Origin of the sequence: Xenorhabdus entomophaga, from assembly GCF_037996725.1 — a bacterium.
Taxonomy (GTDB): domain Bacteria; phylum Pseudomonadota; class Gammaproteobacteria; order Enterobacterales; family Enterobacteriaceae; genus Xenorhabdus; species Xenorhabdus khoisanae.
On the sequence record NZ_JBBMXH010000009.1, the window covers coordinates 60,417 to 78,283 of the forward strand.

The 17,867-nt window shown below is 44.7% G+C and carries 14 protein-coding genes; 9 read left to right on the forward strand and 5 right to left on the reverse strand.

Annotated elements, in window-relative coordinates; genetic code table 11:
- Nucleotides 1-29: 29 nt before the first annotated feature.
- Nucleotides 30-6,767, reverse strand: coding sequence for an SNF2-related protein (locus AAC854_RS03295; RefSeq protein WP_340615866.1), 6,738 nt, complete (start codon nt 6,765-6,767; stop codon nt 30-32).
- Between the two features lie 79 nt (nt 6,768-6,846).
- Between AAC854_RS03295 and AAC854_RS03300 the strand changes: the two genes are divergently transcribed.
- The 4 genes from AAC854_RS03300 to AAC854_RS03315 all read left to right on the forward strand — a co-directional run bounded on the left by AAC854_RS03300 (nt 6,847) and on the right by AAC854_RS03315 (nt 11,093).
- A complete protein-coding gene (locus AAC854_RS03300) occupies nt 6,847-8,517 on the forward strand; it encodes a phage portal protein (RefSeq protein ID WP_340615867.1) in 1,671 nt (556 codons plus the stop codon).
- Nucleotides 8,518-8,549: 32 nt separating this feature from the next.
- Nucleotides 8,550-9,581: a head processing protein gene (locus tag AAC854_RS03305; RefSeq protein ID WP_340615868.1), complete on the forward strand. Its 1,032-nt coding sequence runs from the start codon at nt 8,550-8,552 to the stop codon at nt 9,579-9,581.
- A gap of 264 nt (nt 9,582-9,845) precedes the next feature.
- The gene (locus tag AAC854_RS03310; RefSeq protein ID WP_340615869.1) at nt 9,846-10,733 is read left to right on the forward strand and encodes a DNA-processing protein DprA; all 888 of its coding nucleotides are present in this window, start codon (nt 9,846-9,848) and stop codon (nt 10,731-10,733) included.
- An 18-nt stretch (nt 10,734-10,751) separates the two neighbouring features.
- Nucleotides 10,752-11,093, forward strand: coding sequence for a hypothetical protein (locus AAC854_RS03315; protein WP_273549089.1), 342 nt, complete (start codon nt 10,752-10,754; stop codon nt 11,091-11,093).
- A gap of 123 nt (nt 11,094-11,216) precedes the next feature.
- On the opposite strand, the gene AAC854_RS03320 is transcribed toward AAC854_RS03315, so the two are convergent.
- The 4 genes from AAC854_RS03320 to AAC854_RS03335 all read right to left on the reverse strand — a co-directional run bounded on the left by AAC854_RS03320 (nt 11,217) and on the right by AAC854_RS03335 (nt 13,010).
- Nucleotides 11,217-11,945: a hypothetical protein gene (locus tag AAC854_RS03320; protein WP_340615870.1), complete on the reverse strand. Its 729-nt coding sequence runs from the start codon at nt 11,943-11,945 to the stop codon at nt 11,217-11,219.
- Between the two features lie 65 nt (nt 11,946-12,010).
- Nucleotides 12,011-12,421 carry a hypothetical protein gene (locus AAC854_RS03325; protein ID WP_340615871.1) on the reverse strand — a complete coding sequence of 137 codons (411 nt, stop codon included), beginning with the start codon at nt 12,419-12,421 and terminating at the stop codon, nt 12,011-12,013.
- A gap of 173 nt (nt 12,422-12,594) precedes the next feature.
- Nucleotides 12,595-12,834, reverse strand: coding sequence for a host cell division inhibitor Icd-like protein (locus AAC854_RS03330; RefSeq protein ID WP_273549092.1), 240 nt, complete (start codon nt 12,832-12,834; stop codon nt 12,595-12,597).
- Nucleotides 12,828-13,010: a hypothetical protein gene (locus tag AAC854_RS03335; RefSeq protein WP_340615872.1), complete on the reverse strand. Its 183-nt coding sequence runs from the start codon at nt 13,008-13,010 to the stop codon at nt 12,828-12,830. The genes AAC854_RS03330 and AAC854_RS03335 overlap by 7 nt, the downstream gene beginning before the upstream one ends.
- A gap of 431 nt (nt 13,011-13,441) precedes the next feature.
- On the opposite strand from AAC854_RS03335, the gene AAC854_RS03340 reads away from it, so the two are divergent.
- The 5 genes from AAC854_RS03340 (at nt 13,442) to AAC854_RS03360 (ending at nt 17,193) form a co-directional block, all read left to right on the forward strand.
- Complete coding sequence (locus tag AAC854_RS03340) at nt 13,442-14,374, forward strand: hypothetical protein (RefSeq protein WP_340615873.1); 933 nt, start codon at nt 13,442-13,444, stop codon at nt 14,372-14,374.
- 131 nt (nt 14,375-14,505) lie between these two features.
- Complete coding sequence (ccdA, locus tag AAC854_RS03345) at nt 14,506-14,724, forward strand: type II toxin-antitoxin system antitoxin CcdA (protein ID WP_047961788.1); 219 nt, start codon at nt 14,506-14,508, stop codon at nt 14,722-14,724.
- On the forward strand, nt 14,725-15,033 hold the full coding sequence (ccdB, locus tag AAC854_RS03350; RefSeq protein WP_340615874.1) for a type II toxin-antitoxin system toxin CcdB: 309 nt from the start codon (nt 14,725-14,727) through the stop codon (nt 15,031-15,033). It abuts the gene before it with no gap.
- 594 nt (nt 15,034-15,627) lie between these two features.
- On the forward strand, nt 15,628-16,410 hold the full coding sequence (locus AAC854_RS03355) for an iron-containing redox enzyme family protein (RefSeq protein ID WP_340615875.1): 783 nt from the start codon (nt 15,628-15,630) through the stop codon (nt 16,408-16,410).
- 18 nt (nt 16,411-16,428) lie between these two features.
- Complete coding sequence (locus AAC854_RS03360) at nt 16,429-17,193, forward strand: hypothetical protein (protein WP_273549097.1); 765 nt, start codon at nt 16,429-16,431, stop codon at nt 17,191-17,193.
- Nucleotides 17,194-17,867 lie beyond the last annotated feature (674 nt).

A 17,867-nucleotide genomic window follows, 5' to 3' on the forward strand; every position in this document is an offset into this window, starting at 1 on the left:
CCCCAAACAGGGCGCAACTCCAAGATTAATTATTCATGTCTTTGAATAACAGCTAAAATTTTATCCAGCGGATGTTCTTTCGAGATAAGCCACCAGCTACCGGCCAACTCATCGCTCGGATTACGGCCATTATAATAGGTGGCGCTGAAATCCACTTTCAGTTCGTCTTTTGCCTCAAACAGCGCACCATCTTTGCCCCTGATATCGTTAAAGCAGTAACAGCCATCGGGTGCATAGTCATAACGGTTAGCCCCTTTACCGCCACGAATAGCGGTGCTGTTGGTTTTTACAATAATATTATTTTCCAACTGAGCGATCCGCATTTTTTGGGTTTCTTGTTCTATCTGGGCTTTTTCGGCGTTGGCTTTATCCACCTCCTCCTGAGAAATCAGGCCCGCTTTTAGCTTGATTTCATCCCAGCGTCCGACGCCATAACGTAATTTCTTATAACCCTGATTAATCTCCGAAAACAATCCATCATGCCGCTGAACGTTCAAGAAATGCGATTCGGTAATGTCGTGTTCTTCAATAATGCCCAAAGCAACAGCATCGGCAAAAAGAGTAGCGAAATTATTATCGTATCCAGCTGTATTTTCAAAATAATTGTCTTGGAAAGACCGGAAATTCGAAGTTGGGAATGCCTGCACTCGTTCGACAACCGAAGCCAGACTGGAGTTCAGGGACGATTTAAACACCCGATATTCTTTATGGGCTGCCGCTTTACCCTGCTTGGCGACGGCATCGTTGAGACGAGCCACAATCACCTGACATTGTTCAGCAAACTCCCTGTCAAAATCAACCGTATTCCGGTACTGGCTGGGGACAGAAAACGTCCGATAACCAAAAGCATTCTTAATAAAATGACTGGCATCATACTGTCCGGTTTCCAAAAAATGCCGTAATTGTGCCGACCCAGAGCCAGACATATTCTCTGACTCACTGCCGTAGTTGCTTAACTTATCCGATATGTATTCAGCAACCAGTTCAGTAATCAATGACGGGCTGGCCGTTTCACCGTAGCTGTCGATGGCCGTTCTATAATCCGTGCCAAACAAGGCGATTAGGAATCCAATAGACGAAGCACGAGAGGAACTCCCTCGGTAATGCTCTGCCACTTTCGATTTCAGTACCTCATCGTTGGCGTCGGGATAAACAATATTATCCGCATTCTCTCTCAACCAGTTTGAAAGCATTCCATTCAATTTATGGGTGTCAAAGCTCCCTTCTGTTCTGTAAAACACATCATAATCTTTCAATACCAGATCGCCAGATTTGAGGTAAGCATAAAATTGCTGTCGGTTAAGACGTGAGGCGACATCGCTAATACTAACCCCGCCAAACATCCACGTTTTCAGCACCAGCTCACTGTCAGAAAAGTCAGCTTCCGCCTCTAAAGACGTAACAAGCGTAGCCGCCGCATTTCTGAGTTGACCATTCTTATCATCACACCACAATTGATCGACCGTGGCGATACCGGTATCAATATTGATGGCCTTCACCCTGACCAAAAACTGGTCGAAGTAATAAGACCCCTCACGATAGGGCATCCGACAGTAATAAACCCGACCCGTACGCAATAATCGCTTATCTTTGTCCACATAATACTCGGCGGCGTGCTCTAAAATATCCGGTTCCACATCCAGATAACCGGCGTCAATCGCGTGTTTAATCTCCGGGCGTAAGCGTTTGATTAAGTTTTCAGACTGACGCATACGCACCAGCAAACGCTCCTGTTTGGTGATCGCATCCGTATACTTTGCAATCTGTTCCCGCAACATTTTTTGCGCGTCTGGCGACTTCGCGTGTCCGTCTTCCAGACGGGCTTTGTTATCGTCAATTTTTGCCTGATAATCCTTGATGGTATCTTCCACTGACTGCGAATCGCCCTTACTGGCGTGTTTCGCCTTCAGATAATTGGTCAGGTCAATTTCCGCCCGCTGTTTGGCTTTGGCCTTTGCCAATGTTTCCGCTTTTTCGATCTGCTCACGGCGCACCCGTTCACGCTCTTCCGGATCGGCGGCTAACAGTAAACGCATTTCCTCCGCATTATTGGCATCGGCATTCGCCATAATTGCCTCATCCGACGTCAGAATATTTTTGATCCAGTTGGCTTTGCGTTTCAGCGTGTCAAGGCGAAACTCATCAAATGACCCTTGCCCACAATAATAATACGCCTTAACGCTGGCACTACTGGAACCCACGCGCGCCCCGCGTCCGTTGCGCTGATTCAGTGAGGCCGGTGTCCAGGGCAATGTTAAGTGGTGCATTGCGGTGGTGCCGATATGCAGGTTAATTCCCACTTCTGCCTTCTTATTACAAATGATGATCGGCGTTCGGCCTTCATTGTAATCGGCGGCGATCTTTTCTAACCCGCCCAGTGACACGTCGTTCTGCGCGGCCACATACTCATCAAAAGCGGCTTTCTGCTCATAATATTTATTCAGCTGGTCGGGTGTCGCGTCTTCTTTCGGCTCTGCCGGGCGTTTGACTTTCTTCAGCTTCTTCGTATTGGATTTGGCTGCCTGCGCTACCGTCGTGGCGTTCAGAATACCGATGTCCTCCCGTTTCATGCCCAACGCCTGGGCGATAATGCGGCGCAATTTTTCATGCTGGGTTTTTTCATCCGAAAAGATGATTTGCTTACCGCCCCCCACCATACTTTTTTTCAGGTTGGCAATTAATTTGGAGTATTTTGGCGGAATGGGATGTGTAATATCATCCTCGCTCAACCCAAACATACCCAAACGTTGAATGACTTCCTTTTCATAGAGTTCAGAGACGACCAGAGCAACAAACTTCCCCTCTTCCCGCACAAGCGCCTCTGCGCTGGCGGTGACCGTTTCGTCATCGTCATCATCCGTATCCGTGACACTGAGGGGCAAATCATCCCGTAATGCGTTCACGGCGTTCAGATGCGATTTATCAAAACGGAAGGTGATTGTGCGATTATACAAATCCGGATCGGTACACACCCGGTCCATATCCCGGATAATCGCAAAAATAGAATCTTCAGGCTTTTCTTCGTACCCGTCGTATCTCGCATCCCGTTCTTTTTCTTCTTTGCTTTTTGATAAGGCATCCGCCCGCAGGCGCAGTTCTTCATAAACCGCCTGCTGATATGCCGTCATGGGCACCGATTCAGTCTGAGGCACCACATCGGGGATAGCGACTTCATTGGCAACGTCCTTTGCCTCTTTTAAGGTCGCCCAGCGATGAAACAGGCCGCGTAATCCGTCCAGATTCTGGAACCCGACCAAGCCTAGTTTCGTTTCAATCTCACCCGATATCTTTTGCACCTGCACGGATTCGGTCATCCCGAACACCTTCACGAAGTCATCCGGCGTGTAGATCCCCATGCGTTGCCATTCCGCCATCGGAATGACATGTGACAGCATATTGAACGCATCAATCGGGCTGTTGACCAACGGCGTCGCGGTCAGCATCACGGCCCCACGACCATTGTTATTTTTCATCAGATAGGCGTTTTTGACGGCCATATCACGGGCTGACTTTGCCATGGCCGATGTCGGCAAATAGGCCAGCATGGACGCCTCACGCCCGGCGGCATAACTGTTACGGTAGTTATGACCCTCATCAATAATCGCGTTATCAAAGCCCATATCTTCAAAATAAGGGAAATCCTGCTGTTTCTGACTGCCGGTGTTACTGCCATCGGCCAGGATGCGGTTTTTCTTTTGCGCATCCTTGTGTTTTTGGCCGTCCAGATTGACGCGACCCGCTTCAGCTTGAGCAAACAGCAAATCATAGGCATTGTCCGTGATCGTCTCTTCCCGCAGCGGAATAGCCGCATACTGCTCTTTGGTCATGACCACCGCACGGTAGTTGGATTGCGGGATCAGGTTCATCCGCTCTTTAATCGTGGCGCTGCTGGCAATTTTAAGCGCATTACGATACAGCGGTTCTCCCGTGTTCTTATCCAATTTCGGCTGGCCGTTCTCATCCAGTACCGGCACCTGACGATGATGGCCCTCATCATCAAACAGCTCATCGAGGCCGACAAACAGAAAACTTTTCAGCGCCTCTTTGCTGTAGAACGACTGGGCTTCGTGATACCAATTTTCCAATACCGCTTTCGGCACCACAATCGGGGTGCGTTTGCTGCGGCCATTTTCAAAATTGTAGGCTTCCAGAGCCATTCCGGTGGTGGTTTTCCCCAGTCCCGTGCCAAAGCCCAGTATGCCCCGGCCATCTTCGGAAAGTCGTCTGACTTCGGTATTCTGATAACCGAATGGGGTGCGTTTTCCTGAAATCCCACTGAGATTCAGGCTGGCGGCGGAATGCTCATACGGGATATACGCATTGAAGGCATCGTTATATTGCTGCACAAGACCGTCTATTTCATCATGCTGGCGGAGCCAGACGTTGAAATCCTCTTCTAAGCGTTTGATCCGTTCCAGATACACGGCCTCGTTCTGGCCACGTGGCTTAATACCATTGAGGTAATTTTCAAGCTGATCGGCAAACCCGTCTTTGCCTCTGACGCGTTTATACTGAGGGATCGTCTGCCCCGTGTCCTTGTCTTTGGTCATGACGGTTTTGTGTCTGTAGCCGACAAAAATCCCATGCTTACCACGATAACTCAGATCAGAGACAAGCTGGCCTTCCTCTACCTCGACTTTCTCAATGTATTTCAGGGCGTCATAACCTTGCTCGTTTAAAAACTCCAGCATCAGACGGCGATCCATCCAACGCGAGTTCAGGGAGAAAGTGATGTTATCGACTTCCGTCCATTTACGTTTGTTCTTAATTTCCACCAGCTGGCGCAGATAGTTTTCTTTCACCGCCCCTTCACGGGTGTAAGGTAAAACGGCCAGAATCTGGCTGTTCATTAAACCAATATCGCCGCTGGTGGCTCTGTCCATCGGCAACACGTTACCGTCAGCGGAAATGGCAACGCCTTCTTTGTCGGCGAGCCATGCCAGCAACGCTTCATCATCAGCCGGTAATTCTCCGGTATAATGGGCGCGAAATGCCGCCAGCGTAACCGGGTCTAAATCGATTTGACTGAAGAGGTGGCGAATGACCGCTTCCGGATCGGTGCTGTCGTGAGCGTCCTGCACACCAATATCTAACGTGCCTTGTATCAGATCCGACAACTGCCCGTCTTGGGTCACACTCGCCTTGAACTTTAACCAGTCCGCCGCCCCGCTGCCGGACACATTGACACGCCGTCCATGATGGGGGTTCGCGCCCCGCGCCACCTCTTGGGTAATCAGCTGTTCGACCTCAGCGCGCCGCGTTTCCAGCTGTTCGCCCGCCGCACCGGAGGCCATCAGATCCTGCATCCCCGCGATACGTTTGCCAATGACGGAGCCGCGATAGGCTTTTTCACGTACCGACGGCGGTTGCATCCGGGCAAACGTGATGATTGAACGGTATTCGGCGGGGAGTGTTTCGGGATAATTACTTGCAATGGCAGAAATCTGCTCAAAAGTGAGACTCAATAACCCTTCAGACGTGGATAAGCGCTCCGATAGCTCTTCATACGTTGTGACGCCGTAACGCGTTGGATCGAGTTTCGTGGCCTTTGCCCCGGCATCATACACCAGGCGGCCGGATTCCATCTGATACCAGCGACCATTGATAAACCGCTTTTCGCCCTCTGCCATCGGTGCAACATCCGGTTCTATCAGGTTGAGCGCGGCCCAATCAATGCGGGATTCAAACTTATGCGCAAGGTTACGCTTCATCTCACCCGCTGTTATCTGATCATTCTTCACCACCAGCCGTTTAAATTTGCCTGCACCTTCTATGCTGGACTCACCGTGCTGAAATTTTCGGCCTTCCCGCTCAAACCATTTCCCGGCAAGGTACGTCTCCCACAGCACATTCGCGGATTTCAACGCGGGTTCATCGGCCATCAGGATTTTTTCGGCCAGATCGACCGGATGCTTTCTGAGTACCCAGATATCCACGGCGGTTGCCGTGCCGTTCTCTTCAAACGTGCCTGACGGTAGACGATGTGCCCCTAAAAACTCCGCCTTACGTGAAACCTGTTCACGTAACTTGGTGTAGGTTTTTCCACTGGTCATGCCATAGGGAACCACAATGCAGGCCAATCCGTTCGGCTTAATTTTGTCTAAAATACGGAGAACAAAATACACCCCCACGTTTTTAACGTCTGAATACTCCGGGTCTAAATGGGCAAAACCGCCACGACTGGCACCAAAGGGCACATTACCCAGACAGCTATCAAAGTAATCATCAGGAGTATTGGAGGCGAGCTTTTCAAACGGGGAGATGGAAACCTGATCTTCAGGGTGCAGCAACTGATTAATCCGGCCTGATATTTCACTGATTTCGGTTGACGTACAGATAACGCCTTTGGGTTTTGTTTCCTGAAATACGCCGGTGGCCGCTGAAGGCTCCAGCATATTGCCGGTATCAGCACCATAGGCTTTCATCATTTCCCACATGCCAGCGGCGACATGCTGGGGGGTGTAGTATTCATATTCAGAACCGCCAATCCCCCCCAATCCGGTATAACCTGCCAAGATCTGGCGCTGTTCGTCCGTTAGTGTATATCCATCAAAATCAGGCGGGAGTGAATCAAGCAAAGCAATCGCTTCAGCATTGGCTTGTTTTCTCTTTCTTTCAATACTGACCCCCGCTGATTTTGTAATGCCAAAGCTGGCCGGTGATCTTGTTAATGAGGCGGAACGGATAACCCTAATCAGTTCAGCAATGCTGGTCACACCTAAAAACAACGAAGGATCACTTTTTGTCGAGGTTAATTTATCGCCCAATGTTCACGTCTCTAAATAAAGGTTTACTAGAATCGCCAATTCTAATAAACCTTTAATTTATGACTGGCGGGGAATAACCGTGAAATCCAAAACGTCGTGGTCGCCAATAGACATTCTGCGCAAGTTACTGCCCGCTCATGCTGAACGTGATGACTTGCACGGCGTGCCTATAGCAGGCAGTAACGGGGCGATCGTTTCCCGTTCGGGGATCGCGCTATATAAAAATGATGATTCAGATGTGTTTACCTCCACCGGCGATGAAATTCATGCCAGTACTCAGCTTCCTGAAGAACGGTTATCGAAATACGCCATTTTAAGCATGATGGCGAAATCCCCCACCGTTGCCGCCGCACTGAATATCCACATTTCCAATGCGTTAAGCATGGACAAAAAATCCCGTTCCATCATCACCATTGAGCCCAAAGACACTGCGGATAATGAACTCAGTCAACGCTGTAAAGAACTGCAAGGCGATCTGGGTAAATTAATCAACGCAAACCTGCCCAATTGGGCCCGCATCATGACGGTGTTCGGTACATCATACATCCGGCCATATGCGGAAAAAGGGAAAGGCATCATAGCACTGGAAAGTGACTATCATACCCTGCCCCATTTTGTTCAGGAGTTTGTGCGCGGTGGTCAACTGGCGGGATTCACCGGCGATTTTTTACTGCACCCTGAAACCTATCAGCGTGTCATGGCGCAACCGTGGGATCTCATCACCATGAGACTACCAATATGGGTGCCCAGTTATGACAATCGGCCAATGATGTATGGCAGTAACGGGTTTAGCCTGCTCTCTTCCATCGACGCATCACCATTACGAGAAACCCAAAATTACGGCGCCAGCTTTCTTGAACATTCTTATGAGGCATTCGTCAACCTGTGTGATGCACTGAAGGCGCTCAAAGCCACCCGAAATAACGCGGCCAAAATTGACCGCCTCGTTGCCCTGACAACAAACACACTCGATCCCGTGCAAGCCGCCAGCTACACACGCTCGGTGACACAGGGATTAAAGCGGAATGCGGTCGAAATCCAGCGCCGCATGATGAACGGAAACGCCCTTCCCACCGTGATGAACCATGTGATCCCGGTCATGAGTGACGGGAAAGGCGGCATTGTGATTGATACCCAAACTATCCCTGCCGACATTACAGGGATCGAAGATGTGATGTTTCATTTACGCCAGCTGGCCGCGTCACTGGGTATCGATGCCACGATGCTGGGATGGGCAGATCAAATGAGCGGTGGCCTTGGTGAAGGCGGATGGCAACAGACATCAAGCAGTGCGGCTGAACGCAGTGATTGGATACGCCACGGTTGCACGGAGGCGATTTATCGCATCATTGATATTCACTGTGCCTTCAAATACGGCAAGGTTTTTCCGCCCAATGACCGCCCCTACCAGATCACCTTTAATTCCCTGAATACGGCCATTCAGGAGCAACGAAACCGCGAACTCGATAGCCGGGCTAACTATTCTGCGCAGGTTGTTACCGTGGTCGATGCCCTGCTCAATAACCCGAAAATGAGTGGTTCGGACACCTTCATGCAGTACACCTTGGCCGACACAATGGAAATCGATCCCGATACCGCTCAGGCCATGATTAAAGAATTCAAGGCCACTCAGGACGATAAAGAGAACAACGACATGATGGAATCAGTCCCATTCACCGGAGCTGAATTCGATATCGAATCCATGAGCCATGAAGAACTGAAAACCCTCTTCAAATTTATTACTAAATAACCTCTGTTGTGCCGACTTTTGAGGAAAAAGATATGAATAATTTAATGACCGTCACTGACCGCTTTTCGGTAATTGACAACATTCGCAAACACACCCCACAGAATGCCAGAAACTATGTACTCAGTTCTGTTAAAGCATCACTGGAAAGCAACGAAGTTAAAGAACGCATGGCATTAGGCGAACTCTACGGTTTCTATGGCCATAACCGGCGCGAAGAATATTACAAACGCACAGGAGAGTTACGACTACCTGAAACCAGTTTTATCATGATCGATGGAAAACCGGTCGCATTGGACAATATACCGTCCAACAGAACGGTCGCGATTAGCATCGACGATTCAGGTATTATTAGCCACTCTCAGGAAATATTAGACACGGATACTGGCCGAATTGTTAAAGGCATGGAACGCTCACGAGCTGGGGGCTGGAGTTGGGTCACTGGCGGGTCAGACAGCCCTTGGAAATCTGTAGTACGCCGTTTTTACGGTTTTGATTATGTCACTACCCCCAATTACATCAGCCTTGATCGTGAAATCATGATGGCGGAATCGGTATCAGACCGGCAAAGCCATATTGTTCAGGCATTCGTTAACTCAGGTTTTAGCGAAAGCGCCGCCATTGACCTCTCCGACCATTTTGAAAAAATGCGTGAACGCGACATGATGATCGAGTCAGTAAACCGCGCCCAGACCGCTGAAGGGGAATTATTGGTTTTATCCGGTCGTTTATTGGAGCTTAACCAAAAAATTGAGGTACAGGATGCTATGCTGGAAGCTGTACAGCGAAACAATGACCTTCGCAAACGTTATCTCCAATCCGCAATAGACAAACTGCCGGTATTCCTTTCTGAAGAACAAAAAAACGCCATGTTACACATGGAAACCGAAAATGATTTACAGATCGTTGCCGCCATTTTCGAATCAGTAGGCAACGTTGATTTTGGCCGACTTCCATTAGGCCAGATAACGGGCTATCAACCCGCTCCGCATAAACGGACTTCAAAATCACTCAGCCAAGCCCCTATTTTTTCGTTAAAGACGCCAAGGCCACCGAAATTTAGCTAAGGACACTGTATAGGGATTTCTACCTCGTCTATCGTCTAATATTAGGCGAGGTTCGTGTTAAGACTGAGGTAGTTATACTCGTATTTTGTCGTGCGTTTGATACGTATTTTTGATACTCATTTCACTTAAAACCATAGGCTATTTACATACTCATGTAAGCCTATCTCACGCATGACCATTGGTATACACTAAGTTAAACTCCCCTGATTGCTTTGCCATCTATCTAATACATTTGGCGATGTAAAATATGTAAGAGATGAATAAATGTTACAGTTTGATTTCGGTTCTTCGGATGCTTTTGAGCGAGTTATATCTCAGTTTGAAGAAATGGCTGCGTATGAGGCATTGTGGTCTGAGAAAGGTGCGACATTTAAAACCATTGCAGATAAATTTAGGCAAGCCCCTAATACGTTGCCCTCAACGCTGGTTACAAAAAGTGTTCGAGAAGATTTTAAAAGGATGTTAAGCGAGATTTTTGAACTCTATTCGGTTGATAATTTAGGAATTAGAGTACATGGAACTAATGAGTATCCCAAAAAATTAAGAGACGCTCAAAATCCAATAGAAGTTTTTTACTATCAGGGAGGGTGGGATCTAATAAATACTCGCTGCATTTCTGTTATTGGTTCTCGTGAAGTATCTGAGGAAGGGAAACGGAGAACAAGAAAACTGACTAATTACTTGGTAAATGATGGTTTTACAATTATCTCTGGATTGGCTAAAGGGGTTGATACTGAAGCACATAAAACAGCGCTTGCATTAGGCGGAAATACAATTGCGGTTATTGGCACCCCTCTTTCTCATTTTTATCCAAAGCAAAATATTGAACTGCAAAAATTTATTAGAAAAAACCATCTCTTAATTAGTCAAGTTCCGTTTAAATACTATCGGGATAACGATTACAGGACAAACAAATTGTTCTTTCCTGAACGTAATATAACCATGTCCGCATTATCAGAGGCTACGGTTATTGTAGAGGCTTCTGATACATCGGGAACGCTGACGCAAGCAAGAGCGGCGCTTAATCAAGGCCGCAAGTTGTTTATACTGGAAAGCTGTTTCAAAAACAGCTCAATTTATTGGCCTGCAAAGTATGAAGCCAGGGGAGCTATCAGAGTCAGAGATTATCAGGATATCAAGAATTACGTGTGAAAGAAGCGGGATTAAAAAATGGCATTAATAATACGCACAGATAACACCATAGCGCCCGTTGACGAAAAGCATTTCGTCGATAAAGAATTACCTGTTCATTTTTTGCAAAAAACCGTTAAAGGGTACTTCAAACTACTCGCATTACCCAAAGGGTTAACTATAGGCAATGAAATATATTATTGGATGATTCTTAATGAAGAAGGAAAAAGACATAAACTACCTAAAAATTATTTAGCAACTCAATATGCAACAAAAAATATAATTACAAAAGGTGAATATGTTTTGGGTGATGTTATGCTACTAAAAAATGCAGAATTAGGTTTCGAAGACACCTCACAAGGCGAGCAATATCCAGAATAAAATCCAATCATGGCTCTCTAACCCGCTTAAGACAGGCATTTAGTTATAAACTTCTAATTTACAACTGAGCTATCGAAAAATTCTCTATCTCCCCGCATTGCGGGGAACACTTTAGATTTTAGTTTATTTACATTCACTAAATTTAGTTTTATATAACTTTTCAAGTCCAATGCCAGCTGTATCCCACACCCAACAATCACCCGCTTCACGAGATAATGATAATGCCGCTTCTAATATGGTTTCAATTTTTTCATCAGCTGGAAACGTCAACACTTTTTTGGCAAGGGTTTCACACTGACCTGTCAATAACCTCTTAGATGATTTTATAAGTGTACTCTCCCTCAACAGCTTAACAACCACCTCACCATCCCGTTTATTAACGGTTACTCTAGGTGCTCCCCCCTGCCATGATTCAGTAACAAGATTGCTTAAGTCTTTTTTTTCATTATTTACTGTATGTTCTATTTCTTTATCAAATTCGATTTTTTCATCAGGGAGATCGAGATATTTAACTATAATTGATGCAAGGTGAGGAATTGGCATTTCAAGTAAGGGAGAGCCAAATACATATTTTTCTCTACGGCTAGCCAATTTTTTTACAGGGTCAATGTTTATCTTATTCTTCTGTTTAGCAGTGAAGCTGAAATCATTAAACGTTAAAACGAATTCAACCTTACGCAACTCAATTTGATAGGATAAACTGGCGGTTATTACATAGCCTAATGAAATGTGTGAGTTATACACAATATTAATATATATTTCATTAACTCCGAATGATTTAAGTTTATCGTAAATCGCGTACTCTAATCCATTACAAAATTCATTCCTTTTACGTATGCTATCTATTTTCATTATGCCAGACCTTTTGGTTTTATTTGATTAATAGTAAACATTGTATGCGTAGTAAAACATAAAAACTATGATTTTTCTTTTTCCTCGTAGACATAACATATCAATTCTCCCTCCCATGCTGGTGATGCCCCTTTTAATTGAATGTCATACTCAGTACACACCCAAGGCTTTCCATGATTGAGATTTTTCAACTGTGCCATGAAAAGGGATGCAACATACCGACGGGGAGGTGTTTTTGTGTTTTGGGTTTGTTCAACGTCTTGTTCCAGATTATTTTTAAGTGGTCTATTTGCAATAGAAATTGCAAGTTCAACATCTTGAGCCTCACGTTTGTTTGTACATGTCACATGTAAAGTACCATCATCATCAATACGACAAAGGGCTCTGGAAGGCATTTTTTCTTTTAATGGGGCTCCATTAGGAATGGTAAACCAAGTTTTTGTGCCTGCTTTGTCAGCGCTGAATGTATATTTCATAGTTACCCCTCTATTTAGGTGAAAACCTATTCATCATAAACACTGATTTATCAGATGAACAGACTGAAAATCCAGCGTGATCTTAAATATTAAAAGTTAAAAACGCTGGATACAGTCAGGATGTTTAGGTAAATAAGCCCAAAATTAGCAAGTTACATTTACTCCAGGAATGATTAAGCATCATGCTGAATAGGTACGCAGCCACCATAGACAAGAACATAACGCGGAGCAAGAATGCGGCGGGCTTCATACAATGATTCGGCTTTGATGGTTATGCGCTCTGGGATGGATTTTTGGTCAGCACGCACCTGCGCATAAAACAGGAACTTATAGGATTTTGGGCGCAGGTGTGCGCAATGATAATTATGATTAATCATGATGGTAATCGCTCTGTAATGGTAAAAAATCACCACCAGCGAGGTTCCAATCTCTGATTGGTGGTGAGCTGAACGGAGTTGGAACTACCGGCCATTACAGCTACGGCGATTACCGAGGCAAACACTAATCCGGCCAACCTTGCGGTTGCTCCGCCCCGCCCACCATAAATTGGATGTGCATAGGCATGACACAAAAAAAGACGCAAGCGCATCTGTGTCGCTGTAATGGTTATCGGGGTTCCAATCCCGGCAGTAGGATTTACTACTGCCGTTTTAAAATACCCCTTTCCAACGGAGCATGTCAACAAGCCATTGACGTTAAATAATAGGGTTAAAATAAAATTCTAAATAAAAATTACTTTTTAACTAAAAATTAATAATTAAAAACAGTAAGTTATATAAAACATAACATATAAATCTAAATAATAATTTATTTATCGTATTGATCTGAGAATCAGATCGCGTGTAGGATCGCCCTTGCTACACAGGCTCGACTATCACAACACTGTATTAAAATCCAGTTAAAAATGTATAGGCAAAAAAAAAGCGCCAGTTCATTGCTGACGCTCTTCTTTTCACCTATCGGTGGCACTTTCTTGTCGGCAAACAAGGAAGCAATAACAATTTAGATTGGAAACAAAACATGCAAATTTCACGGGATATTATAAACTCACGCAATCCATACATCAAGAAAAACGGACAAATTTCAGGCTATGGCCTGAGTTTTATTATCGGCCACTTACCTATTGATATTCTTTCTCGTCCAGCCAAACAAATCTTATCCGTCGTCTCTGGGGTGGCTTCATCTACATCCGAATACAAAATCTACAAAACAAAACGCAACCTCAGCATGGAATGTGGGACGTCCATTGCTACAGTGCGTCGTAACTTAAATAAAGCGGTATCCGCAGGCATATTGACGAAAACCTATGTGTTTGATCCCCATGTCGGTCAGCAAGCCACAGAATACAAATTCACAGATTCATTTCTAAACGTTGCGCGGGACTGCATACAGGCCATAACAGGGTATGTACGTAGAGATATTCGTAAAATCATCAACTGTATTACTCAGATATTTCAGGGCAAGTTTAAATCACAAATGCAACAGTCCCCCCCCGATCAAAATGCACAGAGTGCCCCCGATCAAAATGAGCGGCAAAGAGAAGTAAAGCCCATAGACCAAGAAGAAAAGAAAAAGAGTATTCCGGCTAAACCGGAACCATTTTCTGTCAGTGTAAAAACAAGCACAACAGCCCTTGCTGAACGGGCAAAAACCAAAGCGCTTGATTATGCAGAAAGCGAGAATATGAAACACGCTGAACGTCGTTCATTAAGAGAAAAGCTCAATAACCTCGTTAAGCGTCAAACATTTTTATGTGCTCGCACCTCATCACAAGCCACCCGCAAAAATCAGGGTGCGAGTGCATCCTATCGGGATCGGATTGATAGAGAGGCTGAACAAGCAAGGCAAAAGGCAACATTGCGTTTTGCGGTGGCAAAAGAAAGGGGATTCGATCCATTGCATACTGTACGCAATATCATGAACATTCATTTTGGCCGTAAAGCAACTTCGTGATGAGACGCTATGTCCCCAGGCGAATGAGATAGAACGACTACAATCTGAAATCTGATAAAAATCAGGTTGACTTTTGCCCTCATCAAATACACACTTCTAATGTATACTTAAAGTGTGTATTTGAGGTTGTTATGAAACACAGAGTTAACGTAACAGTTGATAAAGAAAATTATCTGATTCTGAGTTCCGCCGGGGTAAATATTTCAGGTTTGGTTAATGACGTCATGACCAGAGAAGCCCAACGAATCAAAGCTGAAAGCTGGAAAGCCGACAATCGCAAAGGGATGGAAGAAGTTGCTCAATTTATTGAACAATATGGCTCATTTGCTGATGAAAACAGGAACTGGTAAATGCAATTTGTTGTTTATCAATACAAACGGAGCGGAAGCCAATATAGCATGTTGGTTGATGTACAAAGCGACATCATTGAAACACCAGGAAGGCGTATGGTTATTCCTTTGGTTAAAGCGCATCATTTTTCAAACAAGGTAAGCCGGCATCTATTTCCCATCATACAAATCAGCGATGAAAATTACCGACTTTTAACAACAGAACTTTCAAGTGTTTCAGAAAGCGTAATTGGAGAAAAAATCACTGATGTGGGCCAATGGTCATCAGATATCAAAGATGCGCTTAATCTCTTGTTTTGGGGGATTTGACCTTGTTTACGATTTTGTAGCACGACCATTGGTATAAGATGAATCTAAAAAAACTTTTTGCCGTTAAACGACATTCTCCACGGGGGGTTACTATGATGAGGAATATGTTTATCACGCTTCTGGCAAAGAGTCTTTCTGCGCCGGTGCAATGGGTTGGTTGATGTTGCAGGGTAGCCCCAATGTTGCTATGCGATTAGGTCACGTTTATAGACTTATCGATTTGAATGAATTGAAAAAGGTTACAAGAGATTTGATCTCTGAATAACCAAGTAGCTACAATAACTTATTGTCTGCCTTATTTAATGAGTTGATATTGTTTTCATGATGAGGCAAACAATAAGCACAACATTAGTCGTTACCGAACCTCATCTTTTCTCTGCCAAGTCCGGCATTGCATTTCGTAAAGAAATAAACCTAATCCGTGAATAGAAATAAATTAGTTGCCTTTTACCCTCATTCCCAAGATAGGAATTTTTTTGTTGTAGTTTGGTATAGTTTTGTGACGTTATAATATCTATATCGATATATAAAAGTGTTTCATTTTTGTATTTTTATATAATTTTTTATCGTTAAAATACACTTGGGGACAATAATATGCAGACAATTAAGGAAGTTATAACAATAGAATCATTACGACAGCAAATTCAAGCTACTGCGGAAAGTGTCTTTTCTCATCCGGCCTTAAACAATGAGTTTTATACCCGCTGGATGTCAGAGACATTAACGCTAAATGAAGTCATGATTTTTGCTAAAAACTATTTAGCCAGAACAACAAATACATCAACAATGGTTGCCTTATCTTTCCTCGGCGCAACAGAGATGTCAGCAAAGGTAGAGATCGTCAAAAATCTATATTCTGAATTTGGCTACGGTGATCAAAAAAAGGCCCATCTTGTACTGCTTCACGGGTATTTTGAAGACTTACTTAGTCGGTTAGCCGGTAGAAAGGTAAAGATCACAGAGATAGAAAGATCCCCTTTATTGCCTAGTACCGAAGCATTTATTGTCGAGCAAAGAGCACTTTATACGTTCAGTGAAAATAATCCCCCAACGCGCATTCTTGGAACGCTGCTAGCGCAAGAATGGCTGGCATATTCCATGCTGACCAGACTATATGAAGGCGCTAGGAACTATCGACAGCTTTATACTAGCAATGACAGCTTTCACGAGCATTGTGAGTATTTCTATATACATATTGGTGATGCAGAGAAAGAACATAAAATTCAAGCGATAGAGGCGGCTGCACAGCAATGCAAGAGCTTAGAGGATCTTGAAGAATTGCGACACTCTTTTTTTCGTTTTTTGGAAATTACGACCCAGTATTGGAATGGAATTGCAGTAGCTATGAGAGCAACGATAAGTAATACGGTGGGATAATAATAAAGGCAGGAACCCATGGACATGCTATTTGCGATCAAATTGATCGTCACGCCGTTATTAATGTTACTCGTCTCCCTTTCTGCCAGACGATGGGGCAGTTTTGTAGGCGGCATATTATCCGGTATGCCGCTGACTTCTGGGACTATATCAATTTACATGGCTATCGAGCAAGGCGTGTATTTTGCACAACACGCTGCCTTGAGTTCTTTAGCCGGAGTCGGTGCGGTACAGCTGACCTATTTGTATTATATCGCATTGATGAGGCACTCGCTTTACATTATTTGCAGTAGTTCAGTGCTTTTCTTTTGCGGTATATCGTGGCTACTACTCGACGTTAATAGCACTGCTCTGAATATCTGTGTGATTGTATCCGCAATTAGCGGCATCCTCGTATTTACCCGAAGATACGGAGCATTGTCATTTAATCGCCAACCCCCGTCTTTTGATTTAACCTCACGTATTCTTATCGCAACCGCAATGGTGTTGGTTATCACGGCATCCGCCAATGCCATAGGATCTACACTTAGTGGGATTTTGGCGCCAGTGCCAGTAATAGCGTGGCCTTTGACTGTTTTTACCCAGATCCATTATGGACGTACTGATACTGTAACCGTTATACGTGGAAATGCGATAAGCGGGGTTGGTGTATTAGCCTTCTATCTGATAGTCGAACAGTATATTACACAGGCTGGATTTGTGTTCACATTTTCAATTGCCATCTGTGTCGCATTGTTGGTTACTTTCTTTATCCTTTTTTTATTAAAAAAACTTCCTTGTTGAAAACAGTTATATTACGGGTAATCAACATGATGACCTAATAATACGGGTTGGCTGAAATGGAATGCAGGTCGCTACAGGTAACATCATGGATTTTCACTAAATCCCTGCCCCCATGTCACACCGTCAAAATCCCGGCATCTCAACATTAAAGTCATACCAAGTAACCCCACTTTGTCAAAGCCTAATTTCTTCCAAATGGGATAAGTTCCAAGGTGTGTCAAAACGGGAAGAATTAAAAATCAGCCAAAGGTGGACTGAAACGGGAAACGGTCAACATACAGCCCTGACAGGCAAACGCCCCCCTTTTTCAGGTGAGAAATTTGGGGTATTGGTGCCGTATTGCACAATTATCCTGTTATGACACACCCCTAGCCGCAGGCCATAACAACAATGAGTTTCAAAGGTGTGTCGTAACGGGAAGAATTAAAAATCAGCCAAAGGTGTGCTGAAACGGGAAGAATTAAAAATCAGCCAAAGGTGTGCTGAAACGGGAAGAATTAAAAATCAGCCAAAGGTGTGCTGAAACGGGAAACGGTCAACATACAGCCCTGACAGGCAAACGCCCCCCCTTTTTCAGGTGAGAAATTTGGGGTATTGGTGCCGTATTGCACAATTATCCTGTTATGACACACCCCTAGCCGCAGGCCATAACAACAATGAGTTTCAAAGGTGTG

What these genes read in the sequence shown, in the direction of transcription:
- AAC854_RS03335 (WP_340615872.1), bottom strand. Translation starts at nt 13,010, where the DNA reads ATGCGCTTGCGTCTTTTTTTGTGTCATGCCTATGCACATCCAATTTAT.
- AAC854_RS03305 (WP_340615868.1), top strand. Translation starts at nt 8,550, where the DNA reads ATGAATAATTTAATGACCGTCACTGACCGCTTTTCGGTAATTGACAAC.
- AAC854_RS03360 (WP_273549097.1), top strand. Translation starts at nt 16,429, where the DNA reads ATGGACATGCTATTTGCGATCAAATTGATCGTCACGCCGTTATTAATG.
- AAC854_RS03355 (WP_340615875.1), top strand. Translation starts at nt 15,628, where the DNA reads ATGCAGACAATTAAGGAAGTTATAACAATAGAATCATTACGACAGCAA.
- AAC854_RS03310 (WP_340615869.1), top strand. Translation starts at nt 9,846, where the DNA reads ATGTTACAGTTTGATTTCGGTTCTTCGGATGCTTTTGAGCGAGTTATA.
- AAC854_RS03325 (WP_340615871.1), bottom strand. Translation starts at nt 12,421, where the DNA reads ATGAAATATACATTCAGCGCTGACAAAGCAGGCACAAAAACTTGGTTT.
- AAC854_RS03315 (WP_273549089.1), top strand. Translation starts at nt 10,752, where the DNA reads ATGGCATTAATAATACGCACAGATAACACCATAGCGCCCGTTGACGAA.
- AAC854_RS03320 (WP_340615870.1), bottom strand. Translation starts at nt 11,945, where the DNA reads ATGAAAATAGATAGCATACGTAAAAGGAATGAATTTTGTAATGGATTA.
- ccdB (WP_340615874.1), top strand. Translation starts at nt 14,725, where the DNA reads ATGCAATTTGTTGTTTATCAATACAAACGGAGCGGAAGCCAATATAGC.
- ccdA (WP_047961788.1), top strand. Translation starts at nt 14,506, where the DNA reads ATGAAACACAGAGTTAACGTAACAGTTGATAAAGAAAATTATCTGATT.
- AAC854_RS03340 (WP_340615873.1), top strand. Translation starts at nt 13,442, where the DNA reads ATGCAAATTTCACGGGATATTATAAACTCACGCAATCCATACATCAAG.